The 26,247-nt window shown below is 70.9% G+C and carries 20 protein-coding genes and 1 tRNA gene; 12 read left to right on the top strand and 9 right to left on the bottom strand.

The window, feature by feature from the left end:
- Positions 1-29: 29 nt before the first annotated feature.
- Positions 30-2,756 (bottom strand): DNA polymerase I, encoded by a 2,727-nt coding sequence (gene polA / locus OG956_RS27440; RefSeq protein ID WP_330340673.1) that lies wholly within the window; start codon positions 2,754-2,756, stop codon positions 30-32.
- 181 nt (positions 2,757-2,937) lie between these two features.
- On the opposite strand from polA, the gene OG956_RS27435 reads away from it, so the two are divergent.
- From OG956_RS27435 to OG956_RS27395, 9 genes are all read left to right on the top strand, one after another.
- Entirely contained in the window at positions 2,938-5,250 is a 2,313-nt protein-coding gene (locus OG956_RS27435) for an FdhF/YdeP family oxidoreductase (protein WP_330340672.1), read from the top strand.
- A gap of 48 nt (positions 5,251-5,298) precedes the next feature.
- A complete protein-coding gene (locus OG956_RS27430; RefSeq protein ID WP_330340671.1) occupies positions 5,299-5,790 on the top strand; it encodes a hotdog fold thioesterase in 492 nt (163 codons plus the stop codon).
- An 86-nt stretch (positions 5,791-5,876) separates the two neighbouring features.
- Positions 5,877-6,362: a hypothetical protein gene (locus OG956_RS27425; protein ID WP_330340670.1), complete on the top strand. Its 486-nt coding sequence runs from the start codon at positions 5,877-5,879 to the stop codon at positions 6,360-6,362.
- Positions 6,359-7,012 (top strand): Tat pathway signal sequence domain protein, encoded by a 654-nt coding sequence (locus tag OG956_RS27420; RefSeq protein WP_330340669.1) that lies wholly within the window; start codon positions 6,359-6,361, stop codon positions 7,010-7,012. The genes OG956_RS27425 and OG956_RS27420 overlap by 4 nt, the downstream gene beginning before the upstream one ends.
- 271 nt (positions 7,013-7,283) lie before the next feature.
- Complete coding sequence (locus tag OG956_RS27415; protein ID WP_330340668.1) at positions 7,284-8,522, top strand: branched-chain amino acid ABC transporter substrate-binding protein; 1,239 nt, start codon at positions 7,284-7,286, stop codon at positions 8,520-8,522.
- Between the two features lie 114 nt (positions 8,523-8,636).
- Entirely contained in the window at positions 8,637-9,569 is a 933-nt protein-coding gene (locus OG956_RS27410) for a branched-chain amino acid ABC transporter permease (RefSeq protein WP_330340667.1), read from the top strand.
- A 5-nt stretch (positions 9,570-9,574) separates the two neighbouring features.
- The gene (locus OG956_RS27405; protein ID WP_330340666.1) at positions 9,575-11,416 is read left to right on the top strand and encodes a branched-chain amino acid ABC transporter permease; all 1,842 of its coding nucleotides are present in this window, start codon (positions 9,575-9,577) and stop codon (positions 11,414-11,416) included.
- A 5-nt stretch (positions 11,417-11,421) separates the two neighbouring features.
- On the top strand, positions 11,422-12,381 hold the full coding sequence (locus OG956_RS27400) for an ABC transporter ATP-binding protein (RefSeq protein WP_330340665.1): 960 nt from the start codon (positions 11,422-11,424) through the stop codon (positions 12,379-12,381).
- Positions 12,378-13,094, top strand: a complete 717-nt coding sequence (locus tag OG956_RS27395) for an ABC transporter ATP-binding protein (protein WP_330340664.1) — start codon at positions 12,378-12,380, stop codon at positions 13,092-13,094. The genes OG956_RS27400 and OG956_RS27395 overlap by 4 nt, the downstream gene beginning before the upstream one ends.
- A 95-nt stretch (positions 13,095-13,189) precedes the next feature.
- Here the strand turns inward: OG956_RS27395 and OG956_RS27390 are convergent, their stop codons facing one another.
- Entirely contained in the window at positions 13,190-13,849 is a 660-nt protein-coding gene (locus tag OG956_RS27390; protein WP_330340663.1) for an ANTAR domain-containing response regulator, read from the bottom strand.
- 103 nt (positions 13,850-13,952) lie between these two features.
- On the opposite strand from OG956_RS27390, the gene OG956_RS27385 reads away from it, so the two are divergent.
- Together OG956_RS27385 and OG956_RS27380 are read left to right on the top strand one after the other, a co-directional pair.
- Positions 13,953-14,027: transfer RNA gene (locus tag OG956_RS27385), tRNA-Leu, on the top strand.
- 107 nt (positions 14,028-14,134) lie between these two features.
- Positions 14,135-14,905, top strand: coding sequence for a transcriptional regulator (locus OG956_RS27380; RefSeq protein ID WP_330340662.1), 771 nt, complete (start codon positions 14,135-14,137; stop codon positions 14,903-14,905).
- A gap of 4 nt (positions 14,906-14,909) precedes the next feature.
- Here OG956_RS27380 and pyk read toward each other — a convergent pair whose 3' ends face one another.
- The 6 genes from pyk to OG956_RS27350 all read right to left on the bottom strand — a co-directional run bounded on the left by pyk (position 14,910) and on the right by OG956_RS27350 (position 23,358).
- Positions 14,910-16,346, bottom strand: a complete 1,437-nt coding sequence (gene pyk / locus OG956_RS27375) for a pyruvate kinase (protein WP_330340661.1) — start codon at positions 16,344-16,346, stop codon at positions 14,910-14,912.
- Positions 16,347-16,569: 223 nt separating this feature from the next.
- A complete protein-coding gene (locus OG956_RS27370; protein WP_330340660.1) occupies positions 16,570-17,982 on the bottom strand; it encodes a lysine N(6)-hydroxylase/L-ornithine N(5)-oxygenase family protein in 1,413 nt (470 codons plus the stop codon).
- Entirely contained in the window at positions 17,979-19,355 is a 1,377-nt protein-coding gene (locus OG956_RS27365) for a pyridoxal phosphate-dependent decarboxylase family protein (protein ID WP_330340659.1), read from the bottom strand. The genes OG956_RS27370 and OG956_RS27365 overlap by 4 nt, the downstream gene beginning before the upstream one ends.
- Positions 19,356-19,543: 188 nt before the next feature.
- Entirely contained in the window at positions 19,544-20,221 is a 678-nt protein-coding gene (locus OG956_RS27360) for an SDR family oxidoreductase (protein ID WP_330340658.1), read from the bottom strand.
- Between the two features lie 53 nt (positions 20,222-20,274).
- Positions 20,275-22,818, bottom strand: coding sequence for an aminopeptidase N (gene pepN, locus OG956_RS27355; protein WP_330340657.1), 2,544 nt, complete (start codon positions 22,816-22,818; stop codon positions 20,275-20,277).
- Positions 22,819-23,010: 192 nt separating this feature from the next.
- Entirely contained in the window at positions 23,011-23,358 is a 348-nt protein-coding gene (locus tag OG956_RS27350) for a chorismate mutase (RefSeq protein WP_330340656.1), read from the bottom strand.
- 364 nt (positions 23,359-23,722) lie between these two features.
- Here OG956_RS27350 and OG956_RS27345 point away from each other — a divergent pair, with 364 nt between their 5' ends.
- On the top strand, positions 23,723-24,604 hold the full coding sequence (locus OG956_RS27345; RefSeq protein ID WP_330340655.1) for a hypothetical protein: 882 nt from the start codon (positions 23,723-23,725) through the stop codon (positions 24,602-24,604).
- A 136-nt stretch (positions 24,605-24,740) separates the two neighbouring features.
- Here the strand turns inward: OG956_RS27345 and OG956_RS27340 are convergent, their stop codons facing one another.
- Positions 24,741-26,180 (bottom strand): MFS transporter, encoded by a 1,440-nt coding sequence (locus tag OG956_RS27340; RefSeq protein ID WP_330340654.1) that lies wholly within the window; start codon positions 26,178-26,180, stop codon positions 24,741-24,743.
- Between the last annotated feature and the right edge of the window lie 67 nt (positions 26,181-26,247).

Below are 26,247 nucleotides of genomic sequence, written 5' to 3'. Positions count from 1 at the left end.
TGCAACGCCCCCCGGTTGAGCGCCGTGGGCTAGTGCGCTGCTGATTCCCAGTCCGGGCCCACGCCGACCGAGACGTCCAGGGGGGCTCGGAGCTGGACGGCGTTGGACATCTCCTGGCGGACGATCTGCTCGGCGGCCGCGCGCTCACCCGGGGCGATCTCCAGCACGATTTCGTCGTGGACCTGGAGGAGCATGCGGGACTTCAGGTCCGCCGCCCGCAGCGCGCTGTCCACCTTGAGCATGGCGATCTTCACGATGTCCGCCGCGGTGCCCTGGATGGGCGCGTTGAGCGCCATGCGCTCGGCCGCCTCGCGGCGCTGGCGGTTGTCGCTGTTGAGGTCCGGCAGGTACCGGCGACGGCCGAAGAGGGTCGCCGTGTAGCCCGTCGCCCGGGCCTCGTCGACCGCGCGGCGGAGGTAGTCGCGGACGCCGCCGAAGCGCTCGAAGTACGCGTCCATCAGGGCGCGGGCCTCCGCCGCCTCGATGTTCAGCTGCTGGGACAGGCCGAAGGCGGACAGGCCGTAGGCCAGGCCGTACGACATCGCCTTGATCTTGCGGCGCATCTCCGCGTCCACCGCGGCCGGCTCGACGCCGAACACCTGGGACGCGGCCGTGGTGTGCAGGTCCTCGCCGGAGGTGAACGCCCGGATCAGGCCCTCGTCCTCGGAGAGGTGGGCCATCACCCGCAGCTCGATCTGGCTGTAGTCGGCGGTCATCAGGGACTCGAAGCCCTCGCCGACCACGAAGCCGCGGCGGATCGCCCGGCCCTCGTCCGTGCGGACCGGGATGTTCTGCAGGTTCGGGTCCGTGGAGGACAGGCGGCCGGTCGCGGCGACCGTCTGGTTGAACGTCGTGTGGATACGGCCGTCGCCCGCGATGGTCTTGATCAGGCCCTCGACCGTCACCCTCAGCTTCGCCTGCTCACGGTGCCGGAGCATGATCACCGGAAGCTCGTTGTCGGTCTGGGTGGCGAGCCAGGCCAGGGCGTCGGCGTCGGTGGTGTAGCCGGTCTTGGTCTTCTTGGTCTTCGGCAGGGCCAGCTCGCCGAAGAGGACCTCCTGGAGCTGCTTGGGCGAGCCCAGGTTGAACTCGTGGCCGGCGGCCGCGTGCGCCTCCTTCACGGCCTGCTGCACCGCGCCCGCGAACATCTGCTCCATCGCCTCCAGGTGCGCGCGGTCGGCGGCGATGCCGTGGCGCTCCATGCGGGCGAGCAGGGCGGAGGTGGGCAGCTCCATGTCCCGGAGCAGGTCGGCGGCACCGACCTCCGCCAGGCGGGCCTCGAAGGCCGTGCCCAGGTCGAGGACCGCGCGGGCCTGGATCATCAGGGCCTCCGCCTCGGCCCCCTCGTCGGCGCCGAAGGCCAGCTGGCCGTCGGCAGCGGCGGCCGGCGCCAGCTCGCGGTGGAGGTACTCCAGGGACAGCGCGTCCAGGTCGAAGGAACGGCGGCCCGGCTTGACCAGGTAGGCGGCGAGCGCGGTGTCCATGGTCACACCCTCGACGGACCAGCCGTGCTCGGCGAAGACGCGCATCGCGCCCTTGGCGTTGTGGAACACCTTGGGGCGGGCGGGGTCGGCCAGCCAGGCCGCGAACGCGTTCTCGTCCGCCTCGTCCAGCTCGGCCGGGTCGAACCAGGCGGCCGCTCCCCCGGCCGCGGCCAGGGCGACCTCGGCGACCGAGCCGGCGCCCAGCGCCCAGGCGTCGACGGTGGCCACGCCGAGCGTCTCGGCGCCGTGCTCGGCGAGCCAGCCGGCCAGCTCGCCGGTGCGCAGGATCGCGCCGTCCAGCTCCACGCCGTCGGTGGCGATCGGCGTGGCCTCGGCCTCCACCGAGCCCGGGTCGACGGCGAAGAGGCGCTCGCGCAGGGACGGGTTGCGGATCTCCAGGGTGTCCAGGATCATCGCGACGGCCTTGCGGTCGTACGCGGTCCGCTCCAGGTCGGCGACCGACTTCGGCAGCTCGACCTGGCGCTCCAGCTCGGTGAGGACGCGGTTGAGCTTGACCGACTCCAGGTGGTCGCGGAGGTTCTGCCCGGCCTTGCCCTTGACCTCGTCGACGCGCTCCACCAGCTCCGCGAACGAGCCGAACTGGTTGATCCACTTCGCCGCGGTCTTCTCGCCGACGCCGGGGATGCCGGGGAGGTTGTCGGACGGGTCGCCGCGCAGCGCCGCGAAGTCCGGGTACTGGGCGGGCGTCAAGCCGTACTTCTCGAAAACCTTCTCCGGGGTGAACCGGGTCAGCTCCGAGACGCCCTTCGTCGGGTAGAGCACCGTGATGTTGTCGGTGACCAGCTGGAAGGAGTCGCGGTCGCCGGTGACGATGAGCACCTCGAAGCCCTCGGCCTCGGCCTGGGTGGCGAGGGTGGCGATGACGTCGTCCGCCTCGTACCCGTCCACGGCGAAGCGGGGGGCGTTCATCGCGTCGAGCAGCTCGCCGATCAGCTCGACCTGCCCCTTGAACTCGTCCGGGGTCTTGGAGCGGTTCGCCTTGTACTCGGTGAACTTCTCCGAGCGCCAGGTCTTGCGCGAGACGTCGAAGGCCACCGCGAAGTGCGTGGGCTCCTCGTCACGCAGGGTGTTGGCCAGCATCGACGCGAAACCGTAGATCGCGTTCGTCGGCTGGCCGGTCGCGGTCGTGAAGTTCTCCGCGGGCAGCGCGAAGAACGCGCGGTAGGCCAGCGAATGCCCGTCCATGAGCATCAGCCGGGGACGGGTGCCGCCGGGGGTCTTGTCGGTCTGCTTCGATGCTGTCTCTGCCACGCCCTCGATCCTGCCACGCCGCACTGACAGTCCGGTCCGGGGCCGGGGAGCGGGCTGCGGAGGGTCTCCCTCGGTATCCGAGCGTGCCGGTGCTCTCGTCTAGCCCGGCGGGCACGGCTGTCAGTGCCACGTGGCAGGATCGGCGTTGTACTGGTCACACGCAGTCGAAGGGGAGCGTGCGATGGCGACGAAGCCGCCCAAGGGTGATCCGGTTCAGGACGCGCCGCAGGTCGTGGAGCCGAAGCACGCGGCGGCGGGGCTGCCCGCCATCGGTCACACGCTGCGCATCGCCCAGCAGCAGATGGGCGTGCGGCGCACGGCGCTGACGCTGCTGCGGGTGAACCAGAAGGACGGGTTCGACTGCCCGGGCTGCGCCTGGCCGGAGCCGGACCACCGGCACAAGGCGGAGTTCTGCGAGAACGGCGCGAAGGCGGTCGCGGAGGAGGCCACCCTGCGCCGGGTCACCCCGGAGTTCTTCGCCGCGCACTCCGTCGCCGACCTGGCGACCAGGAGCGGGTACTGGCTGGGGCAGCAGGGCCGGCTCACCCACCCCATGTATCTGCCCGAGGGCGGCACGCACTACGAGCCGGTCGGCTGGGACCGTGCCTTCGACATCGTGGCCGAGGAGATCGCCGCCCTCTCCTCCCCCGATGAGGCCGTCTTCTACACCTCGGGCCGCACCAGCAACGAGGCCGCGTTCCTGTACCAGCTGTTCGCGCGCGAGCTGGGCACGAACAACCTGCCGGACTGCTCCAACATGTGCCACGAGTCGTCCGGGTCGGCGCTCGGCGAGACCCTCGGCGTCGGCAAGGGCAGCGTCCTGCTGGAGGACCTGTACCGGGCCGACCTGATCATCGTCGCCGGGCAGAACCCGGGGACGAACCATCCGCGCATGCTCTCCGCGCTGGAGAAGGCGAAGGCGAACGGCGCGAGGATCATCAGCGTCAATCCGCTGCCCGAGGCCGGCCTGGAGCGGTTCAAGAACCCGCAGACCCCGCAGGGCCTGCTGAAGGGCGCCGCCCTCACCGATCTGTTCCTGCAGATCCGCATCGGCGGCGACCAGGCCCTCTTCCGCCTGCTCAACAAGCTGATCCTCGAAACCGAGGGCGCGGTCGACGAGGAGTTCGTCCGCGAGCACACCCACGGGTTCGAGGAGTTCGCCGAGGCCGCGCGTGGCGCCGACTGGGACGAGACGCTCAGGGCGACGGGCCTCACGCGCGCGGAGATCGAGCAGGCCCTCGCCATGGTGCTCGCCTCCGAGCGGACCATCGTCTGCTGGGCGATGGGGCTCACCCAGCACAAGCACGCCGTGCCGACCATCCGCGAGGTGGTCAACTTCCTGCTGCTGCGCGGCAACATCGGCCGGCCGGGCGCGGGCGTGTGCCCGGTGCGCGGGCACAGCAACGTCCAGGGCGACCGCACGATGGGGATCTTCGAGCGGCCCGCGCCCGCCTTCCTGGACGCGCTGGAGAAGGAGTTCGGGTTCGCGCCGCCGCGCAAGCACGGCTTCGACGTCGTACGGGCCATCCGCGCGCTGCGCGACGGCGAGGCGAAGGTGTTCTTCGCCATGGGCGGCAACTTCGTCTCCGCCTCCCCCGACACCGAGGTCACCGAGGCCGCGATGCGGCGCGCGCGGCTGACCGTGCACGTGTCGACCAAGCTCAACCGCTCGCACGTCGTCACGGGCGCGCGTGCGCTGATCCTGCCCACGCTGGGGCGCACCGAGCGGGACGTGCAGGCCAATGGTGAGCAGTTCGTGACCGTGGAGGACTCGATGGGCATGGTGCACGCCTCGCGCGGGCGGCTCGCGCCCGCGAGCCCGCACCTCAGGTCCGAGCCGGCCATCGTCTGCGGGCTGGCGCGCCGCGTGCTCGGCGAGCGCAGCGTCGTGCCGTGGGAGGAGTTCGAGAAGGACTACGCCACGATCCGCGACCGCATCGCGCGCGTGGTCCCCGGTTTCGAGGACTTCAACGCGCGGGTGGCCCGGCCGGGCGGCTTCGCGCTGCCGCACGCGCCGCGCGACGAGCGCCGCTTCCCGACCGCCACGGGCAAGGCGAACTTCACGGCGGCGCCGGTGGAGTACCCCGAACTGCCCGAGGGCCGCCTGCTGTTGCAGACCCTGCGCTCGCACGACCAGTACAACACCACGATCTACGGCCTGGACGACCGCTACCGGGGGATCACCGGCGGCCGGCGGGTGGTGCTGGTGCACCCGGAGGACGCGCGGGCGCTCGGGTTCGCCGAGGGGGCGTACGTGGACCTGGTCAGCGAGTGGAAGGACGGCGTGGAGCGGCGGGCGCCCGGTTTCCGGGTCGTGCACTATCCGACGACCCGGGGCTGCGCGGCGGCGTACTACCCCGAGACGAACGTCCTGGTCCCGCTCGACGCCACCGCCGACACCAGCAACACGCCGGCCAGCAAGTCCGTGGTCGTACGTCTCGAAGATCACACCGCCACCGCGGGCGGCCGTCTGGAACAATCGGCGACCGACTGAGCGTTTGCTCAGCGAGCAGACAGGCGCACGAAGAACGGAGCCGGGCCCATGGGTGAGCAGCAGCGAGTTCAGTTCCCGCAGGAGGTCATCGACGAGTACGCGGCGCTCGGTGTCGACCTGCCCGCCCTGTTCTCGGCCGGACACCTCGGCACGCGGATGGGCGTGCAGATCCTGGAGGCATCGGCGGAGAAGGTCGTCGGGACCATGCCGGTGGAGGGCAACACCCAGCCGTACGGCCTGCTGCACGGCGGCGCCTCCGCGGTGCTGGCGGAGACCCTGGGCTCGGTCGGCTCCATGCTGCACGGCGGCAGCTCGAAGATCGCGGTCGGCGTGGACCTGAACTGCACGCACCACCGGGGGGTCCGTTCGGGCCTGGTGACGGGGGTGGCCACGCCGGTGCACCGGGGCCGGTCGACGGCGACGTACGAGATCGTGATCAGCGACGAGGAGGGCCGCCGCGTGTGCACCGCCCGGCTGACCTGCCTCCTGCGCGACGCCCGCCCCGCCGACGCGGCCCAGATCCCGCCCGCCGGCGCCTGACCACCCCGCCCCGCTCGCACGGCGGGCAGCTGCTCCCGCCGCACCGGCCCGTTGCCCTCCGCCGTCCCTCCCCTTAGCTTCTGCTCATGGGACGGCGAGGGAACCCCCGGCCGGGGGCGAGGCTCCTGGCGCTCGGCCTGGCGCTGCCGGCACTGCTGTGCGCGACGGCCTGCGACCGGACCGCCGCCCCCGCACACCCCACCGCCTCCCGCCCCGGCACCACCTCGACCGCCGCCACCCCCACCCCGGCCACGCCCTCCGCCGCCCCCACCGACTCCCCCGACTCGTCGGCCTCCACCGCCCCCACCCCCACCTCCCCCGCCGCCCTCTGCACCCGCCTCGTCGCGCACTGGGCCCGTGAAGTGCTCGACAGCGACACCTACGGCGACTACCAGTCGATGGGCCTGTCCAACGGGCAGTACGCGATCCTGCGCGAGATCGTCGACGCCGCGCGCGCCGCGAAACGGCGTCAGGGCACCGGGGCCGCCGAGAGGCTGATCGACCGTCAGGCGCGCGCGTCCTGCGCCGAGCGATATCGGCACGGAACCCCGAGCGGAGGCCCCTGGCAATGAGCGGCATCGGTCCCCTGGAGCCGGGCGAGGGCACGCACGCGTGGGACACGCGGCACCCCACGTCCCCCGCCGCCGGCCGCGCGGCGAGGGTCCGCTCGTTACTGGCGACCCGTTACGCCCGCCACCGGCGCGCCACGCTGGCGTTCGCCGCGGTGGCCGTCCTCCTGGCCGGCGGCGGCTACCTCTACGCCGCCCGGCCCCGGCAGCAGCCGCCGCCCCCGGCGCCGTACCCCGCCCAGGTGGTCGAGGTCGAGTACGCCAGTGGGCGCCCCACCCCGGCCGGCGCCCCGCCCCGCAGCTTCAGCTTCGCGGTGCTACTGAGCGTGGAGTCCGGGCCGCCGGTCACCGTGACCCGGGTGACCCAGCCGTACGCGGGACTCTCGCTGGTGACGGACCCGCCGACGCCCTTCCGGACAAAGGCGGGTTCGGACCGCAGGATCACCATCACCCTGCACGTGACCCGATGCGCACATCTGCCCATGGACGCCGGGCTTCCATTCCTGGATGTAACTCTGCGTAATACGCGCGCAATACAGATTCAGAGCTACATCCTCGGCACGCGCTACGCCCGGCATCTCTCCCAAGCACTGAAAGGCGCCTGCGGCAACAACACCACGTCATCACCAAAACCCTCGAGACACCTGAATTGATCAAGGTGGGTCCTGCGGATTCTCACATTGCGGACGGGGCGAATCGGCCGGAATTCCGCCCTAACTCCCACGCCGTACCGCTCTGCATTACGTCGTGTCATAACAAGAGAGTCACAGCATTGGTCAGACACTCCTCCACGTTCCCCACACACGCTTAGAGTCACGGCCAGTCACCGCGCCCCCCAATTGCCCATCGGGCCTGTCACTTCGGTCGGGCGCGCGGCTCGACCGCTTCCACGGGGAGGCGGTCGTCCAGGGGAAAGGACTGATCGTGCGTCAACGTTCGCTCATCGCCATCACCGCCGCGCTGGCCGCGGGAGCACTCACCCTCACCGCCTGCGGCTCGCGCGACAGCGGCGACAAGGGCTCCGACTCCGGCAAGGGTGGTGGCACCACCGTCACCATCGGCGTCGACGCCCCACTGACCGGCGACCTGTCCGCGCTCGGCCTGGGCATCAAGAACTCCGTCGACCTGGCCGTCAACCAGGCCAACAAGAAGAACTACGTCAAGGGCGTCACCTTCAAGATCGAGGCCAAGGACGACCAGGCGCAGCCCTCCTCGGGCCAGCAGAACGCCTCCGCCTTCGTCTCCGACAACAGCGTCCTCGGCGTCGTCGGCCCGCTGAACTCCTCCGTCGCCGAGTCGATGCAGAAGGTCTTCGACGACGCCAAGCTGGTCGAGGTCTCGCCCGCCAACACCAACCCCGCCCTGACCCAGGGCGCCGACTGGCAGAAGACCAAGTCCCGCCCGTACAAGTCGTACTTCCGCACCGCGACCACCGACGCCATCCAGGGCCCGTTCGCCGCGCAGTACGTCTACAACAAGGCCAAGAAGACCAAGGTCTTCGTCATCGACGACAAGAAGACCTACGGCGCCGGCCTCGCCGCCACCTTCACCGCGGAGTTCAAGAAGCTCGGCGGCAAGGTCGTCGGCACCGAGCACATCAACCCGGACACCAAGGACTTCTCCGCGGTCGCCACCAAGGTCAAGAACTCCGGCGCCCAGGTCGTCTACTACGGCGGCGAGTACCCGCAGGCCGGCCCGCTGAGCAAGCAGATCAAGTCCGCCGGCGCCAACATCCCGCTCGTCGGCGGTGACGGCATCTACGCCGACGACTTCATCAAGCTCGCCGGCAGCGCCGCCACCGGCGACATGGCCACCTCCGTCGGCGCCCCGGTCGAGACCCTCCCCTCCGCCAAGGACTTCGTCGCCAACTACAAGGCAGCCGGCTACAAGGAGGAGTACGCGGCCTACGGCGGCTACTCCTACGACTCCGCCTGGGCGATCATCGAGGCCGTGAAGAAGGTCGTCGACGACAACGGCGGCAAGCTGCCCTCCGGCGCCCGCGCCAAGGTCACCGCCGCCGTCCAGAACGTCTCCTTCGACGGCGTGACCGGCAAGGTCTCCTTCGACCAGTACGGTGACGCCACCAACAAGCAGCTCACCGTCTACTCCGTGACGAACGGCGCCTGGAAGGCCGTGGAGTCCGGCACCTACAACGGCGGCTGACCCCCACACCCGCACCTGCCGAGAGCCGCGCGGGGCGCTGTTCCACTGGCGCCCCGCGCGGACTCGCATCCGGCTTCATCCGTCGAACTTCCCGAACGTCCCGGAGGACATGCGGTGAACGAGCTGCCGCAGCAGCTGGTCAACGGCCTGCTACTAGGATCCATGTACGGGCTGGTCGCCATCGGCTACACAATGGTCTACGGCATCGTCCAGCTCATCAACTTCGCCCACGGCGAGATCTTCATGACCGGCGCCTTCGGCGCGCTCACGGTCTACGCGTACATCCTTCCCGACGGCACCTCCATGTGGGTGGCCCTGCCGCTGATGCTGATCGGCGCCATCCTCGTCGCCGTCACCGTCGCCGTCGGAGCGGAACGGTTCGCCTACCGCCCCCTGCGCAACGCCCCGCGCCTCGCACCCCTCATCACCGCCATCGGCCTCTCCCTGGCGCTGCAGCAGGCCGTCTGGGCCTGGTACCCCCAGGCGAAGTCCGCCCGCACCTTCCCCAACATCCCCGGCGGCCCCTTCAACATCGGCAACGTCACCATCCAGACCGGTGACATCTTCCTGGTCGCCGCCGCCCCCATCAGCATGGCGATCCTCGCCTACTTCGTGATGCGCACCCGCACCGGCCGCGGTATGCAGGCCACCGCCCAGGACCCGGACACCGCCAAGCTGATGGGCGTCAACACCGACCGCATCATCGTGATCGCCTTCGCCGTCGGCGCCGCGTTCGCCGCGGTCGGCGGCGTCGCCTACGGCCTGAAATACGGTCAGATCGACTTCCGCATGGGCTTCATCCTCGGCCTCAAGGCCTTCACCGCGGCCGTCCTCGGCGGCATCGGCAACATCTACGGCGCCATGCTCGGCGGACTCGTCCTCGGCGTCGCCGAGGCCCTCTCCACCGCGTACATCGCGGACATCCCCGGCATGGACAAGTTCGGCAGCCAGTCCTGGGCAGACGTCTGGGCCTTCGTACTCCTCATCCTCGTGCTCCTGTTCAGGCCACAGGGCCTGCTCGGCGAGCGCGTCGCGGACAGGGCGTGATCGCGATGACCACACAGACCACCGCATCCGGCTCCCCCGAGACCCCGCAGACCACGACCGCACCCGAGGCCACCCACTCCGGCCTCATCGGTCTGCCGGCCCCCCTCGGACGAGCCCTCGCCACCGGCGGCGGCGCCCTCGCGATCGCCTCCACCTTCCTGTCCTGGACCTGGACCACCGACTTCCCCGGCGACCTCACCGTCTACGGCTACCCCGGCGGCCTGCAGGTCCTCGTCCTCATCGGCGGCATCCTCACCACCCTCTTCGGCCTCGCCTCCTACGGCGTCAAGGGCCTCGGCTGGCTCACCCCCGGCACCCCCGACGCCGCCCTGAAGATGGCCGCACTCGGCACCTTCGCCACCGCCTGGTACACCGTCATCGCCATCAGCACCGAACTCGGCGGACTGGTCAACCTCGAACCCGGCGGCTTCATCGTCGCCCTCGCCACCCTCGCCGCCCTCGTCGGCGCACTCGCCCTCCCCTTCGAACGACCCGAACCCGACCCCGCCGACCCCGACGACACCGGCTGGGAACTGTTCAAGCACAACACCCGGCAGAAGTGGAACGTCCTCAAGGCCTCCTTCGCCGCCGACACCCCCCGACCCGGCCGCAAACTCCCCGCCTGGGCCGAGATCCTCGTCATCGCCGCGGCCATGGCCATCGGCCTGGCGGTCTTCTCCTACGGCATCGACACCTCCTACGACGAGCTGTTCATCGGCTTCCTCATCACCGCCGGCTTCGGCTTCGCCACCCTCGTCAAGGCCGGACTCGTCGCCCGCCTCTCGGCCATCACCGCCCGGCACCGCAGCATCACCATGACCGGCGCCTTCGTCGCAGCGGCCGCCTTCCCCCTCACCCAGTCCGACGACCAGTACGCGACCATCGGCGTCTACATCCTCATCTTCGCCACCGTCGCCCTCGGCCTGAACATCGTCGTCGGCCTCGCCGGCCTCCTCGACCTCGGCTACGTCGCCTTCCTCGGCGTCGGCGCCTACACCGCCGCCCTGGTCTCCGGCTCCCCCTCCTCGCCGCTGCACGTCCAGTGGCCCTTCTGGGCCTCGGCACTCCTCGGCGCCGCCGTCGCCATGGTCTTCGGCGTCCTCATCGGCGCCCCCACCCTGCGCCTGCGCGGCGACTACCTCGCCATCGTCACCCTCGGCTTCGGTGAGATCTTCCGCATCACCGTCCTCAACATGGACGGCACCTCCGGACCCGACGTCACCAACGGCTCCAACGGCATCTCCTCCATCCCCAACCTCAAGATCCTCGGCTTCGACTTCGGCCAGGAACACCAGCTCCTCGGCACCACCATCGGCCGCTTCGCGAACTACTTCCTGCTCATGCTGCTCATCACCCTCATCGTGGTCGTGGTGTTCCGGCGCAGCAGCGACTCCCGCATCGGCCGCGCCTGGATCGCCATCCGCGAAGACGAGACCGCCGCACTCGCCATGGGCATCAACGGCTTCCGCGTCAAACTCATCGCCTTCGCCCTCGGCGCCTGCCTCGCCGGCCTCGCCGGCTCCGTCCAGGCCCACGTCACCTACACCGTGACCCCCGAGCAGTACCAGTTCGCCCACGTCGTCCCGCCCAACTCCGCCTTCCTCCTCGCCGCCGTCGTCCTCGGCGGCATGGGCACCATCTCCGGACCCCTGGTCGGCGCGGCCCTCCTCTACCTCATCCCGGCCAAGCTCCAGTTCCTGGGCGACTACCAGCTCTTCGCCTTCGGCGTCGCGCTCGTACTCCTGATGCGCTTCCGCCCGGAAGGCCTCATCCCCAACCGGCGCCGCCAACTCGAGTTCCACGAAGACACCGAAGCGCCCGCCGTCCTCACCAAGGCAGGGGCCTGACCACCATGACCACCGACACCACCACCCAGGACGCCACCCCCGGCGCCCCCGCCTCCGGCCAGACCGTCCTCGACGCCCGCGGCGTCACCATGCGCTTCGGCGGCCTCACCGCCGTACGCAACGTCGACCTCACCGTCAACAGCGGCGAGATCGTCGGCCTCATCGGACCCAACGGCGCCGGCAAGACCACCTTCTTCAACTGCCTCACCGGCCTGTACGTCCCCACCGAGGGCGAAGTCCGCTACAAAGGCCAGGTCCTGCCGCCCAAGTCCTTCAAGGTCACCGCCGCCGGCATCGCCCGCACCTTCCAGAACATCCGCCTGTTCGCCAACATGACGGTCCTCGAGAACGTCCTCGTCGGCCGCCACACCCGCACCAGAGAAGGCCTGTGGTCCGCCCTGCTGCGCGGCCCCGGCTTCCACCGCGCCGAAAAGGCCTCCCGCGAACGCGCCATGGAACTCCTCGAGTTCGTCGGCCTCGAACGCAAAGCCGAACACCTCGCCCGCAACCTCCCCTACGGCGAACAGCGCAAACTCGAGATCGCCCGCGCCCTCGCCAGCGAACCCGGCCTGCTCCTCCTCGACGAGCCCACCGCCGGCATGAACCCCCAGGAAACCCGGGCCACCGAGGAACTCGTCTTCGCCATCCGCGACAAGGGCATCGCCGTCCTCGTCATCGAGCACGACATGCGCTTCATCTTCAACCTCTGCGACCGCGTCGCCGTCCTCGTCCAAGGCGAAAAACTCGTCGAGGGCGACAGCGCCACCGTCCAGGGCGACGAACGCGTCATCGCCGCCTACCTCGGCGAACCCTTCGAAAACGCCCCCGGCGACGAAGAGGCGGCCGAGGTGGAGGCCGCCGAGGCGGGCACCGGCACCGACGGCACACCCGCGGCGCCCCAACCGGCCGAAGGCAACGCCGAGAACACCACCGACGCCGCGCCCGGCAAGGAGAACGACCGATGACCGCACTGCTCGAAGTGGAGGACCTCAGGGTCGCCTACGGCAAGATCGAAGCCGTCAAAGGCATCTCCTTCAAGGTCGAAGCCGGCCAGGTCGTCACCCTCATCGGCACCAACGGCGCCGGCAAGACCACCACCCTGCGCACCCTCTCCGGCCTGCTCAAGCCCGTCGGCGGCCAGATCCGCTTCAACGGCAAGTCGCTGAAGAAGGTCCCCGCCCACCAGGTGGTCTCCCTCGGCCTCGCCCACTCCCCCGAGGGGCGGCACATCTTCCCGCGCATGACCATCGAGGACAACCTCCGCCTCGGCGCCTTCCTGCGCAACGACAAACCCGGCATCGAAAAAGACATCCAGCGCGCCTACGACCTCTTCCCCATCCTCGGAGAACGCCGCAAGCAAGCCGCCGGCACCCTCTCCGGCGGCGAACAGCAGATGCTCGCCATGGGCCGCGCCCTGATGTCCCAGCCCAAACTGCTCATGCTCGACGAACCCTCCATGGGCCTCTCGCCGATCATGATGCAGAAGATCATGTCCACCATCGCCGAACTCAAGGCACAGGGCACCACCATCCTGCTCGTCGAACAGAACGCCCAGGCGGCGCTCTCCCTCGCCGACCAGGGCCACGTCATGGAAGTCGGCAACATCGTCCTGTCCGGCACCGGCCAGGACCTCCTCCACGACGAATCCGTCCGCAAGGCCTACCTCGGCGAGGACTGACCCGTCCGCACACGACGACGCGGCCCGCACCCCTTCTCCGGGGTGCGGGCCGCGTCGTACGAAGGTTCGCACGAAGGAAGAACGAAGAACGCCGCTCAGCCGTTCTTGGCCGCCTTCTTCTCCTCGTTGTCGGCGATCACGGCCTCCGCGACCTGCTGCATCGACATACGGCGGTCCATCGACGTCTTCTGGATCCACCGGAACGCCGCCGGCTCCGTCAGGCCGTACTCCGTCTGCAGGATCGACTTCGCCCGGTCCACCAGCTTCCGGGTCTCCAGACGCTGCGTGAGGTCCGCGACCTCCTTCTCCAGCTGCTTCAGCTCCGTGAAGCGCGAGACGGCCATCTCGATCGCCGGAACGACATCGCTCTTGCTGAACGGCTTCACCAGATACGCCATCGCACCCGCGTCCCGAGCACGCTCGACGAGGTCACGCTGCGAGAACGCGGTCAGCATCAGCACCGGCGCGATGGACTCCTCGGCGATCTTCTCCGCCGCGGAGATGCCGTCGAGCTTCGGCATCTTCACGTCCATGATCACCAGGTCCGGACGGTGCTCGCGGGCCAGCGCCACGGCCTGCTCGCCGTCCCCGGCCTCGCCGACGACGGTGTAGCCCTCCTCCTCCAGCATCTCTTTCAGGTCGAGCCGGATCAGGGCCTCGTCCTCGGCGATGACGACACGGGTCGTCAGCGGAGGCACGTGCGACTTGTCGTCGTCGGGCGCGTCTACGGGCTGGGGCGACTCGGGCGCGGTCACTGAGGCTCCTTGGTCCAGGGCAGGGCACGTACTGCTCCCAAGAGCGTACCTAGCTGCGGTATGGTGGGGGCACAGCGGGCGACCGTTAACCTTAGATTCATTGGCCCCCGTAGCCCAATTCGGCAGAGGCCGCGGATTCAAAACCCGTACAGTGTCGGTTCGAGTCCGACCGGGGGCACTTTTTCCTTGGTTTCCAAGGTCAGCAGTGTTAAGCGGAGGATCACATTCGCGTGATCCTTCGCTTTTCGTTGCGTGTCGCCACGACCACTCTCGCATGGTGTCCGCATGTACGACGTCAGCACACGCAAGCGAGCCCTCGCACTGGTTGCTCAGGGGCGCAGCCTGAACTCGGTCAGCAAAGAAACCGGCGTGTCCAGGGCCGCCATCCGCTCCTGGAAGACGCGAATCGACCCACTGCCCCGCAGGACCCCGTGCTCACTGTGCGGCCCCGTGGCGGAACCGCCCGAGGACAGGACGTCGTACAGCTACCTCCTGGGGCTCTACCTGGGCGATGGGTGCATCAGCCCCGCCCCGAGGTCGGGCTATTACCTCCGCATCGCCTGCGCCGACTCATGGCCTGGCCTCATCGAGGCGTGCGCCACCGCAGTCGAAGCCGTCAGCCCCAGCGGGAAGGCCTACCGAGTCCAGGCTGTCGGCTACATCTCCGTGGTGAGCTACAGCGCACACTGGCCCTGCCTCTTCCCCCAGCACGGCCCCGGTAAGAAGCATGAGCGTCCGATCGTCCTGGAACCCTGGCAGCACGCCATCGTCGACGCTCACCCGTGGGAGTTCATCCGGGGCCTGATCCACTCGGACGGGTGCCGTATCACCAACTGGACCACCCGCATGGTCGCCGGTGAGCGGAAGCGGTACGAATATCCGCGTTACTTCTTCACCAACACCTCGACCGACATCGTCCGTCTCTTCACGGACACCCTCGACAAGGTCGGCGTCGAGTGGAGGACGCTGAACCAGAGCCGCGCCGCCGTCACCGTCTCCGTCGCCAAGAAGGCCTCCGGCGCGCTCATGGACGCCCGCGTCGGCCCCAAGCACTGAAAAGCTACCTGGGGCTGTCGTCCTCGCCGATGTGGTGGACGCGAACCATGTTGGTCGAGCCGGAGACGCCGGGCGGGGAGCCGGCCGTGATGACCACGACGTCGCCCTTCTCGCAGCGGCCGTACTTCAGCAGCAGCTCGTCCACCTGGTCGACCATGGCGTCGGTGGAGTCGACGTGCGGGCCGAGGAAGGTCTCGGCGCCCCAGGTGAGGCTGAGCTGGGAGCGGGTGGCCGGTTCGGGGGTGAAGGCGAGGAGGGGGATCGGGGAGCGGTAGCGGGACAGGCGGCGGGCGGTGTCGCCGGACTGGGTGAAGGCGACGAGGAACCGGGCGCCGAGGAAGTCGCCCATTTCGGCGGCGGCGCGGGCGACGGCGCCGCCCTGGGTGCGGGGTTTGTTGCGTTCGGTGAGCGGGGGGAGGCCCTTGGCGAGCATGTCCTCCTCGGCCGCTTCGACGATCCTGGCCATGGTGCGTACGGTCTCGACGGGGTGTTTGCCGACGCTGGTCTCGCCGGAGAGCATGACGGCGTCGGTGCCGTCGAGGACGGCGTTGGCGACGTCGGAGGCTTCGGCGCGGGTGGGCCGGGCGTTGTCGATCATCGAGTCGAGCATCTGGGTGGCGACGATGACCGGCTTGGCGTTGCGCCTGGCGAGTTTGATGGCGCGCTTCTGGACGATGGGCACCTGTTCGAGGGGCATCTCGACGCCGAGGTCGCCGCGGGCGACCATGAGTCCGTCGAAGGCGGCGATGATGTCGTCGAGGTTCTCCACGGCCTGCGGTTTCTCGATCTTGGCGATCACCGGGAGGCGGCGGCCCTCTTCGGCCATGATCCGGTGTACGTCTTTGGCGTCGTCGCCGCTGCGGACGAAGGAGAGGGCGATGACGTCGAAGCCGGTGCGCAGCGCCCAGCGCAGGTCGTCCTCGTCCTTCTTGGAGAGGGCGGGGACGGAGACGGCGACGCCGGGGAGGTTGAGGCCCTTGTGGTCGGAGATCATGCCGCCCTCGATGACGAGGGTGTGGACGCGGGGGCCGTCGACGGCGGTGACTTCGAGGCAGACCTTGCCGTCGTCGACGAGGATGCGTTCACCGGTGGTGACGTCGGCGGCGAGGCCGGCGAAGGTGGTGCCGCATTGGTGGCGGTCGCCTTCGGCGCCTTCTTCGACGGTGATGGTGAAGGTGTCGCCGCGTTCAAGGAGTACGGGGCCTTCGGTGAATCGGCCGAGTCGGATCTTCGGTCCTTGGAGGTCGGCGAGAATTCCGACGCTGCGGCCGGTTTCGTCGGCGGCTTTTCGGACTCGCCGGTAGCGTTCTTCGTGTTCGGCGTGGGTGCCGTGGCTGAGATTGAATCGGGCGACGTCCATTCCGGCGTCGACCAGTGCCTTGATCTGGTCGTATGTGTCGGTGGCGGGCCCTAGAGTGCAGACGATCTTTGCTCGGCGCATGGGTCGAGCCTAGGCCTTACCCGCGGGTAGAGAATCGGTCGCACATGACCACTCAAGGACCTTTCAGTTAAGGGTTATTGACAAGTGTTGAATTGTGCGAGTGCTCGCTCCGATGAGCGAATTCCGGCGGATGTGTCCGGACGGCCGCCGGTGGCCCGCTGCGTGCGGGGCGGAGCGGGGCGGGTGGCCGTCCGGAGGGTGGCCGGGGTGACCGGGTCTGTGGTCACGTTCCGTCGACGAGTGGTGTGAGGTGCCGTACCTGCCGGGTGGGTGGTACCCGGTGGCGGTCTTCCTGGAGGCCGAAGGTGGTGAAGGCCGTTCGGGTGGGCTGGGGGTAGGGCTCTTTTCCGGTGAGGGTGTTGAGGATGGTGGCGCTGCGCCAGGCGGCGAGGCCGAGGTCGGGGGCGCCGATGCCGTGGGTGTGCAGTTCGGCGTTCTGGACGTAGACGGAGCCGGTCACGGAGGGGTCGAGGACGAGCCGGTAGTTCTGGTCGATGCGCGGGCGTTCGCTTTTGTCGCGGCGCAGGTAGGGGTCGAGCCCGGCGAGGATGCGGTCGAGGGGGCGTGCGCGGTAGCCGGTGGCGAGGACGACGGCGTCGGTGGTGAGCCGGGAGCGGCTGTCCTGCTGGAGGTGTTCCAGGTGGAGTTCGATCTTGGGGGTGGCGATGCGGCCGGCGGTGCGGACGCGGACGCCGGGAGTGAGGACGGCGTCGGGCCAGCCGCCGTGCAGGGTGCGCCGGTAGAGCTCGTCGTGGATGGCGGCGAGGGTGCGGGCGTCGATGCCCTTGTGGAGTTGCCATTGGGCGGGGACGAGGCGGTCGCGTACGGGTTCGGGGAGGGCGTGGAAGTAGCGGGTGTAGTCGGGGGTGAAGTGTTCGAGGCCGAGTTTGGAGTATTCCATCGGGGCGAACGCTTCGCTGCGGCCGATCCAGTGGAGTCGTTCGCGGCCTGCGGGGCGGTGGCGGAGCAGGTCGAGGAAGACTTCGGCGCCGGACTGTCCGGAGCCGACGACGGTGATGTGGCCGGCGGCGAGGATCTCGGTGCGGTGGTCGAGGTAGTCGGCGGCGTGGACGACGGGTACGCCGGGGGTGTCCACGAGGGGTTTGAGGGGGTCGGGTACGCAGGGTTCGCTGCCGACGCCGAGGACGACGTTGCGGGTGTAGGTGCGGCCGAGTGCTTCGGCTTCGCCTTCGGTGTCGAGTTGGGTGAAGTCGACTTCGAAGACGTCGCGTTCGGGGTTCCAGCGGACGGCGTCGACCTGGTGGCCGAAGCGCAGTCCGGGGAGGTTCTGGGCGACCCAGCGGCAGTAGGCGTCGTATTCGGCGCGCTGGATGTGGAAGTGCTCGGCGAAGTAGAAGGGGAAGAGGCGTTCGCGGTTTTTGAGGTAGTTGAGGAAGCTCCAGGGGCTGGTGGGGTCGGCGAGGGTCACCAGGTCGGCGAGGAAGGGGACTTGGATGGTGGCCCCGTCGATGAGGAGTCCGGGGTGCCAGTCGAAGCCGGGGCGTTGTTCGTAGAAGACGGCGTCGAGTTCGGCGAGCGGGTGGGCGAGGGCGGCGAGGGAGAGGTTGCAGGGGCCGATGCCGATGCCGACGAGGTCGCGGGGGGAGGTGGCCTCGTGCCGTGGGGGGGTGCTCATGCGGGGGTGCCTTCTGTGACGAGTTTCAGGAGGTGGGCCAGGTCGTCCGGCCGGGTGTGGGGGTTGAGGAGGGTGGCTTTGAGCCAGAGGCGTCCGTCGAGCCGGGCGCGTCCGAGGACGGCGCGGCCTTCGTGCAGGAGTCTGCGGCGTACGGCGGCGACGGTGTCGTCGTCGGCGCCGGTGGGCCGGAACAGGACGGTGCTGATCACGGGCCGGTCGTGGAGGTCGAGGCCGGGGTGTTCGGCGATGAGGGCGGCGAGCCGGCTCGCGTGGTCGCAGACCTGGTCGACGAGGGCGCCGAGTCCGGTGCGGCCGAGGGTCTTGAGGGTGACGGCGATCTTGAGGATGTCGGGGCGCCGGGTGGTGCGCAGGGAGCGGTCGAGGAGGTCGGGGAGTCCGGCGTCGGTGTCGTCGTCGGCGTTGAGGTAGTCGGCGCGGTGGTGGAGTGCGGTGAGTTCGCTGGGGTGGGCGACGGCGAGGAGGCCTGCGGCGACGGGCTGCCAGCCGAGTTTGTGCAGGTCGAGGGTGACGGTGTGGGCGGCGTTGAGTCCGTGGAGTTTGTCGCGGTGCTGGTCGCTGAACAGGAGGCTTCCGCCGTAGGCGGCGTCGATGTGCAGGCGGGTGCCGTGGGCGGCGCACAGGCCGGCGATCTCGGGGAGGGGGTCGATGAGGCCGCCGTCGGTGGTGCCGGCGGTGGCGGCGACGAGCAGGGGTCCGGGGAGGGTGGTGAGGGCCTGGTCGAGGGCGGTGGGGTCGAGGGTGCCGTGGGGGGCGGGGACGACGACGGGGTCGGGCAGGCCGAGCAGCCAGGCGGCGCGGGGCAGTGAGTGGTGGGCGTTGGCCCCGCACACGAGCCGTACGCCGTCGCCGTGGGTTTCGCGGGCGAGGAGCAGGGCGAGCTGGTTGGATTCGGTGCCGCCGGTGGTGACGAGGGCGTCGGCGAGGCCGGTGGCGTGGGCGAGGGTGCGGGTGACGGCGGTTTCGAGGGCGGAGGCGGCGGGGGCCTGGTCCCAGGAGTCCAGGGAGGGGTTGAGGGCGCTGACGGCGAGGTCGGCGGCGGTGGCCACGGCGAGGGGCGGGCAGTGCAGGTGGGCGGCGCACAGCGGGTCGGCGGGGTCGGCGGCGCCCTCGGCGAGGGCGTGGACGAGGGTGTGCAGGGCGTCGGGGTCGCCGTGGTCGGGCAGGACGTCGGCGAGGGCGGCGGTGACGCGGGCGGCGACGGCCTGTGGTCCGCCGCCGGGCAGTGGCCCGCCGCGTGCCCGGGTGCCGGTGGTGAGGGCGTCGAGGACGGTGTCGAGGAGGGGGCGCAGGGCGGCGGGGCCGTGCGGGCCCGAGGCGAGGGCTGGGGTGTGCAGGGGTCCTTGACCGCTCATCGCCTGTCCTCCGCTCGTGGACCGACTCGTGGGCTTGCGGGTTGTACGGGAAGAACCCGGTGTGTCCCCGATGCTCAACGAGCGAGACCCGAAAGTGGGTACGGCGGACGTGCGTGCTCAGCTCCGTGCGGTGAAGTCGTCCGCGTGGTCGTGGGCCCCTTGGGCGAAGGTGCGGGCCGGGGTGCCGGTCAGCTGTTCCACGGTGCCGGTGATCTCCGGTGGGACGCCGGTGGTCTCCTCGAAGGTGCGCAGCGGGCGCTGGAGCATGCCGGGCGGGACGTGGCGGGAACAGCTCCGGGCCCGGCCTGGCGGCAGTCGGTCTCGACGAAGGTCAGCCGCCGGCCGAGGGCCGCGCCGATGGCGGCGGCCTGTCCGGCGTGGGTGAGGGCCTCGGGGCCGGTCAGGCGGTGTATGGCGGCTTCGTGTCCGCCGTCGAGGGGTGCGCGTTCGGCGACGGCCGCGATGTCGTCCTCGTGGATGGGTGCGGACCGGGCGTGGGCGAAGACAGCGTGGACGGTGTTTCCGGCGCGGATCTGGGGCGCCCACTGCAGGGCGTTGGTGGCGAAGGTGTTCGGCGCGGCGCCCTCTTTGATGAGGCCGCTGGAGAGCAGCACGACGTGCCGCACTCCCTGGGCACGGGCGGCTTTGAGGAGGCCGGGGGTGCAGGTCTGTGCGTACCGGAAGAGGGCGGGCCTCGTCGAGCGCGGCGGCGGTGCCGTCGGGCCGGAGCGGACGACCTCGGCGCCGTCGGGCAGGGCGGCCCGCTGCGGGTCGCGGGTGAGCGCCCGCACGGGCCGCCCTGCGGCGAGGAGTCGGCCGACGAGGGCGCGGCCGACGCTGCCGGTCGCGCCGGTCACTGCGAGCACGGGGTGCCTCCGGGGGTGCGGCAGGGACCAGCCGTGCCCCAGGCCCGCCGGACCTAGTCCTGGTGTGCTTCCTGTACCTCCCGTACCTCCTGTGCCCCCAGTGCGGCCGGCGTCTGCTGTTCGCCGCGTACGCGCAGGGCGCGGGCGAGGTCGTCGAGGCGGTCGGCGAGGGTGCGGCGCAGGGCCGGGGTGGGGTCGGCGTCGCGCAGGCAGGCCTGGCCGAGCCGCAGGTTCTCGGCGTCGACGGCGTGGGCGGGGAACGCCCAGCGGGCGGCGGCGGTGGCTATGGCGGGGCCGCGCCGGGCGGCGACGGCGACGGCGTCCGGGTAGAAGCGGGGCACGTACTGCCGTACCAGGTCGGCCTGTTCGGGTTGCCAGAAGCCCTGCGCGGTGGCCGTGAAGAGGTAGTTGGACAGGTCGTCGCCGGCGAACATCGCCTCCCAGGCGGTGCGCTTGGCCTCCGGGTCGGGCAGGGCGGCGCGGCAGCGGGCGGCGCCCTCCTGGCCGGTGGCGCTCGGGTCGCGTTCCAGCTCGGCGGCGATGGCGGTCTCGTCGGTGGCGCCGAGTACGGCGAGCCGGCCGAGGATGCTCCAGCGCAGGTCGGGGTCGAGTTCCGGGCCGCCGGGGACGGTGCCGTCGGCGAGCCAGGCGGCGATGGTGTCGGGGTGGGCGGCGACGCCGATCAGGTGCCGTACGGCGAGCAGCCGCAGGCCGGGGTGGTCGCCGTCCTCGGTGCGGCGCAGCAGGTCGCGGCAGAGGGCGGTGAGGGTGGTGAGGGCGGCCGGGCGGTCCTCGGGGCCGAGGTACTGGTCGGCGATCTGGCCGGAGGCGAAGGCGAGGACGCCCTGGACGAGGGCGAGGTCGGTTTCGCGCGGGAGGTGGGCGCGGGCGGTGTCCAGGTAGGCGGCGGGGGGCAGTTCGCCGTCGCGTACGGCGTCCCGCAGGGCGTTCCAGGCGACGGCGCGGGTGAGGGGGTCGGGCAGTCCGGAGAGGCTGGTGCGCAGGGTGTCGAAGGAGTCGGGGTCGAAGCGGATCTTGGCGTAGGTGAGGTCGCCGTCGTTGAGCAGGAGCAGGGCGGGGCGTTTGCCGATGGGCTGGGCGTCGGTCTGCGGGACGTCGAGGCCGAGGCGTGTGCGCAGCACGAGGCGGCCCTCGTCGGCGATGTCGTGGTCGTACAGGCCGGCGGTGAGGTGGTGCGGGCGGCTGCCCGCGCGCTCGACGGTGAGGGTGCAGGTGCCGTCGGCGGAGGCGATGCGGGGGGTGAGTGTGTCCACTCCGGTGGTGCGCAGCCAGCTGTCGGCCCAGGCGGGCACGTCGCGGTCGGTGGCGGAGGCGAGGGAGTCGATGAAGTCGGCGAGGGTGGCGTTGCCGAACCTGTGCCGGGCGAAGTGGGTGTTGATGCCGGCGAGGAAGTCCTTCTCGCCGAGCCAGGCGGCGAGTTGGCGCAGCGCGGAGGCGCCCTTGGCGTAGGAGATGCCGTCGAAGTTGAGCAGGGCGGAGGCGGTGTCGTCAACCTTCTCGGGGGCGACGGGGTGGGTGGTGGGGCGCTGGTCGGCGTCGTATCCCCAGGCCTTGCGGGTGACCCCGAACTCGGTCCAGGGGTCGGTGAAGCGGGTGGCCTCGGCGGTGGTCTGGTAGCCCATGTACTCGGCGAAGGACTCGTTCAGCCAGATGTCGTCCCACCATTTGAGGGTGACGAGGTCGCCGAACCACATGTGGGCCATCTCGTGTGCGATGACCATGGCGCGGGTCTGCCGCTCGGTGTCGGTGACGGCGGAGCGGTAGACGAAGTCGTCGCGGAAGGTGACCAGGCCGGGGTTCTCCATGGCGCCCGCGTTGAACTCCGGGACGAAGGCCTGGTCGTAGGAGTCGAAGGGGTAGGGCTCCTCGAACTTCTCGTGGTAGCGGTCGAAGCACGCGCGCGTGATGTCGAGGATCTCCTCGGCGTCGGTGTCCAGGTACGGCGCGAGGGAGCGGCGGCAGTGGATGCCGAAGGGCAGTCCGCGGTGTTCGGTGCGCACCGAGTGCCAGGGGCCGCCGGCGACGGCGACGAGGTAGGTGGAGATCCGGGGGGTGGGGGCGGCCTGCCAGACGCCGTCGGGGCGCCGCTCGGTGATGCCGTTGGCGAGGACGGTCCAGCCGTCGGGGGCCTTGACGGAGATCTCGAAGACGGCCTTGAGGTCGGGCTGGTCGAAGGCGGCGAAGACGCGCTGGACGTCGTCCATGAACATCTGGGTGTAGACGTAGGTCTCGCCGTCGGCGGGGTCGGTGAAGCGGTGCATGCCCTCGCCGGTGCGGGAGTAGCGCATGGCGGCGTCGACGCGCAGTTCGTGTTCGCCGGCGGTGAGGTGGCGCAGGGGAAGCCGGCCGTCGTCCAGGGACTCGGGGTCGAGGGGCTGCCCGTCGAGGGTGGCGGCGCGCAATGCGGCGGGCTTCAGCTCGACGAACGTGTCCCCGGCGGACCGCGCGGTGAACCGGATCACCGTGCGGGAGTCGAACGTCTCGTCCCCGGTGGTGAGGTCCAGTTCGACCGTGTAGCGGTGGACGTCGAGGAGCTGTGCTCGGAGCTGCGCTTCATCGCGCGTGAGTACGGACATGCAGGCCATGCTGCCTGATCTCACTGACAGCGCACAGGGGGTGGGCGGTTTCACGGCTTATGTCCGGCTCACCGCTCGTTCCGGCGCGCTCCCCGGCCGACGCCGCCCGCCCCCGGTCTCTTCGGCCGCCACTCCTCTGGTCTCTTCCTCAGGCCCGGCCTCCGTGCCTCTTTCCCTCCGTCAGGCCTCCGGTCAGGCCCCCGGCTGCTGGCCGTTGGCCGTGTCCTCGGCGATGCGCTCGTGGTGGCGGATCACCTCCGCGATGATGAAGTTCAGGAACTTCTCGGCGAAGGCCGGGTCGAGCTTGGCGTTCTCCGCGAGCCGGCGCAGCCGGGCGATCTGGCGGGCCTCGCGGGCCGGGTCGGCGGGCGGCAGCTGGTGCACCGCCTTGAGGCGGCCGACCTGCTGGGTGGCCTTGAAACGCTCGGCGAGCAGGTGGACGACGGCGGCGTCGATGTTGTCGATGCTGTCGCGCAGCCGCTCCAGTTCCTGACGGACCTCGGGGTCCACGTCACCGGTTCCGATGTCGCTGGTGGTCATGCGAGTCACCTTATGGGTTGTGCGGGCCGGTCCTCCGGGCTGTCCGGAGAGTGGATCACCGGCGGATCGCCGGGATAGGGGACGCGGTCGCTCCAGCCCCCGGGCACGCTGCGGCCCTGCTGGGCGCGGAAGCGGACCGGGGCGAAGCCGACTGCATCCGGCGGCCCGGCGGACACGCCGGACGTGCCCGGCCCGGTGCGGGTGCGGGAGGCCCGGTGCGGGTGCGGGAGGGCCGGAGCGGGGCGGGTGCCGGAGTCCGGCGAGGTGGGCGCCGGCCGGTGCGCGCCCCGGCTGCCGCCCGTGTGGCGGGGCGTCCCGCGCGCCTACAGTGGAGAGGAGTTCCGGCGTCTTTGGGGGTGCGGACGTGGCGAACGGCGGACCGGTCCAGCACGGCTACCCGCACCTGGAGACGGTGCGGTCCGCCATCACGGCGCTGTACAAGCGGCTGTCCTACGAGACCGTCCAGACGTTCGCGACCAGCGTGGTCCCCGCCGACGTGGCCTTCTGCGACACCGACGACCTGCATCTGGGCGCGCAGCGGGTGGCCCGCGAGATCGTGCGGCACTTCCGGCTCCCGGACGCGCGGCTGATCGTCGGCTTCCGGGAGATGACCCACGCGGCGAACGTCGAACTGGCGGCGGGGCCGGAGTACTTCGTGGAACTGAACGACCGTTTCCGCACCCACCGGCGCGACATCGGCGCGGCACTGGCCCACGAGGTGGCGCACGTGTACCTGCACCGGCTGGACCTCTCCTTCCCCGGCACGCCGGAGAACGAGATCCTCACGGACACGGTGGCGACCTACCTGGGCGCGGGGTGGCTGCTGCTGGACGCCTTCCGGCAGGACGGGGTCTCCTCGCAGAAGCTCGGCTATCTCACGCCGGAGGAGTTCGGGTACGTCCTGGCCAAGCGCGCGCTGCTGTTCCATGAGGATCCCTCGGTGTGGTTCACCAGCCCGCAGGCGTACGAGGCGTACGCCGAGGGGATGGCCGTGGCCCGCCGGGACGGGCAGCAGCCGCCGCTGACCGGGGCCGGCTGGGCGGGGCGGCGGCGCTACGCCCACGACCGGCGGCACGTGTCGGGGGTCCAGCCGACGGCGCCCTACGCCTTCAGCCCCGACCCGGCGGGCCACCTGCGGGTGACGTTCCCGTGCCCGACCTGCCACCAGCGGATCCGGGTGCCGGTGAAGGGGCGGGTACGGGCGCGGTGCGGGCTGTGCCGGACGGTGCTGGAGTGCGACACGTAGGTTCACGTCACCGCGTCCGTGGGCGCCGCCCCCAGACACCCGGCCGCGCCCACCCACGACCCGGCTCGCTGGGTCGAGAGGCGGCCGGAAGGGCGAACGGGGGCCTGGAGGGCCAGGCCCCCGGGTGGCCGGCGCATCAGTCGAGCTGCTCGGACGCCGCCCGGCGAGGAAGCGCTGCGCAAAGCCCCGCGCACACCACGAACGCCCCGACGACCCACGGCATCGCGTCGACCAGCGCCCCGGTCATCCCCTTCCCCACGGCCCCGAAGAACACGGTGCCGACCACCGCGGCCCCCACCGCGCCGCCGAACTGCTGGGCGGTGGAGAAGATCCCGGACGCCCCGCCGGCCAGTTCCCCCGGCACCGCGGACAGCACGACGTTCACCAGCGGCACCACCAGGAACCCGAGCCCGGCTCCGGCGATCACGAGCCCCGGCACCAGCGGCCACGCCCCGGTGTGCGCGGCCGGCGCGCCGTCGATCACCGCGCCGGTCCAGCCGAGGCCGCCCGCCATCATCAGCGCCCCGGCGCCGAGCACCAGCCGCCCGTACCGTACGGCGAGCCCGTCCGCGGCGGGTGCGGTGAGGAAGCCGCCGGCCGAGAAGGCGACGGTCACCAGCCCGGCCTGCATCGGCGTGTACCGCTCGCCGGCCTGCAGCCAGACCGCGAAGACCAGGAAGAAGCCCTGCATGCCGACGGAGAACAGCAGCTGGACGAGGACGCCCACGGAGAACGCGGGGAGCCGGAAGGCACGGGCGGGAAGCAGCGGCACGGTTCCGGGCCGGTGCCGCCCGGCCTCGTACGCCCCGAGGCCCGCCACGGTCAGCACGCCCGCGCCGAGGCAGATCCAGCCCCACAGCGGCCAGCCGTTCTCCCGGCCCTGCACCAGCGGCAGCACGATCGCGACCAGGCCGCCGGCGAGCAGCAGGCTGCCCAGGACGTCCGGCCGGCCCGCCGACCGCTCGCGTGTGGCCGGGACCAGCAGCCATCCGGCGGCGAAGGTCGCCGCGGCCGCCGGCACGTTCACCAGGAACACCGAGCGCCAGCCCCAGCCGAACAGGTCGGCGTCCGTGAGGAGTCCGCCGAGCAGCAGTCCGACGGCGGAGGCGAAGCCGGCGACGGCGCCGTACATCCCGAAGGCCGCCCCGCGTTCCCTGCCCTGGAAGAGGGTGCGGAACGAGCCGATCACCTGCGGCACCAGTACGGCGGCGAGCACGCCCTGCACCGCGCGTGCGGTGATCAGCTGCGCCGGTGACTGGGCGATCCCGCAGGCCAGGCTCGCCAGTCCGAAGCCGGCGGTGCCGGCGAGGAAGAGCGGGCGGCGGCCGATGCGGTCGCCGAGGTGGCCGGAGACGATCAGTGCGGCGGCGAAGCCGAGCAGGTAGGCGGAGACGGTCCACTGCAGGTCGCTGGGCGAGGCGTGCAGGTCGCGGCTGATGGAGGGGACCGCCACGTTGACGATCGTGGTGTCGAGCAGGTCCATGAGCGCCGCGATCATCATCACGACGGCGGCGGCCCAGCGGCGCGGGTGCGGTTCCGCCGTGGTGGCGGGGGGTTCGGTGAGCGTTGCGGACACGGAGGTCTCCTCGGGTGTCGTGGGTCCGGCGTCCGCCGGATTTATTTCGTTCGGACTAACGAAAGAG

It is taken from the genome of Streptomyces sp. NBC_00557, assembly GCF_036345995.1.
Lineage (GTDB): Bacteria > Actinomycetota > Actinomycetes > Streptomycetales > Streptomycetaceae > Streptomyces.
The sequence above is the reverse complement of the archived record's forward strand: the minus strand, read 5'-3'. Positions and strand labels throughout refer to the sequence as shown.

Coding starts and splice junctions, on each gene's coding strand:
- OG956_RS27435 (WP_330340672.1), top strand. CDS start 2,938: ATGGCGACGAAGCCGCCCAAGGGTGATCCGGTTCAGGACGCGCCGCAG.
- OG956_RS27430 (WP_330340671.1), top strand. CDS start 5,299: ATGGGTGAGCAGCAGCGAGTTCAGTTCCCGCAGGAGGTCATCGACGAG.
- OG956_RS27425 (WP_330340670.1), top strand. CDS start 5,877: ATGGGACGGCGAGGGAACCCCCGGCCGGGGGCGAGGCTCCTGGCGCTC.
- OG956_RS27420 (WP_330340669.1), top strand. CDS start 6,359: ATGAGCGGCATCGGTCCCCTGGAGCCGGGCGAGGGCACGCACGCGTGG.
- OG956_RS27405 (WP_330340666.1), top strand. CDS start 9,575: ATGACCACACAGACCACCGCATCCGGCTCCCCCGAGACCCCGCAGACC.
- OG956_RS27400 (WP_330340665.1), top strand. CDS start 11,422: ATGACCACCGACACCACCACCCAGGACGCCACCCCCGGCGCCCCCGCC.
- OG956_RS27395 (WP_330340664.1), top strand. CDS start 12,378: ATGACCGCACTGCTCGAAGTGGAGGACCTCAGGGTCGCCTACGGCAAG.
- OG956_RS27380 (WP_330340662.1), top strand. CDS start 14,135: ATGTACGACGTCAGCACACGCAAGCGAGCCCTCGCACTGGTTGCTCAG.
- pyk (WP_330340661.1), bottom strand. CDS start 16,346: ATGCGCCGAGCAAAGATCGTCTGCACTCTAGGGCCCGCCACCGACACA.
- OG956_RS27370 (WP_330340660.1), bottom strand. CDS start 17,982: ATGAGCACCCCCCCACGGCACGAGGCCACCTCCCCCCGCGACCTCGTC.
- OG956_RS27365 (WP_330340659.1), bottom strand. CDS start 19,355: ATGAGCGGTCAAGGACCCCTGCACACCCCAGCCCTCGCCTCGGGCCCG.
- pepN (WP_330340657.1), bottom strand. CDS start 22,818: ATGTCCGTACTCACGCGCGATGAAGCGCAGCTCCGAGCACAGCTCCTC.
- OG956_RS27350 (WP_330340656.1), bottom strand. CDS start 23,358: ATGACCACCAGCGACATCGGAACCGGTGACGTGGACCCCGAGGTCCGT.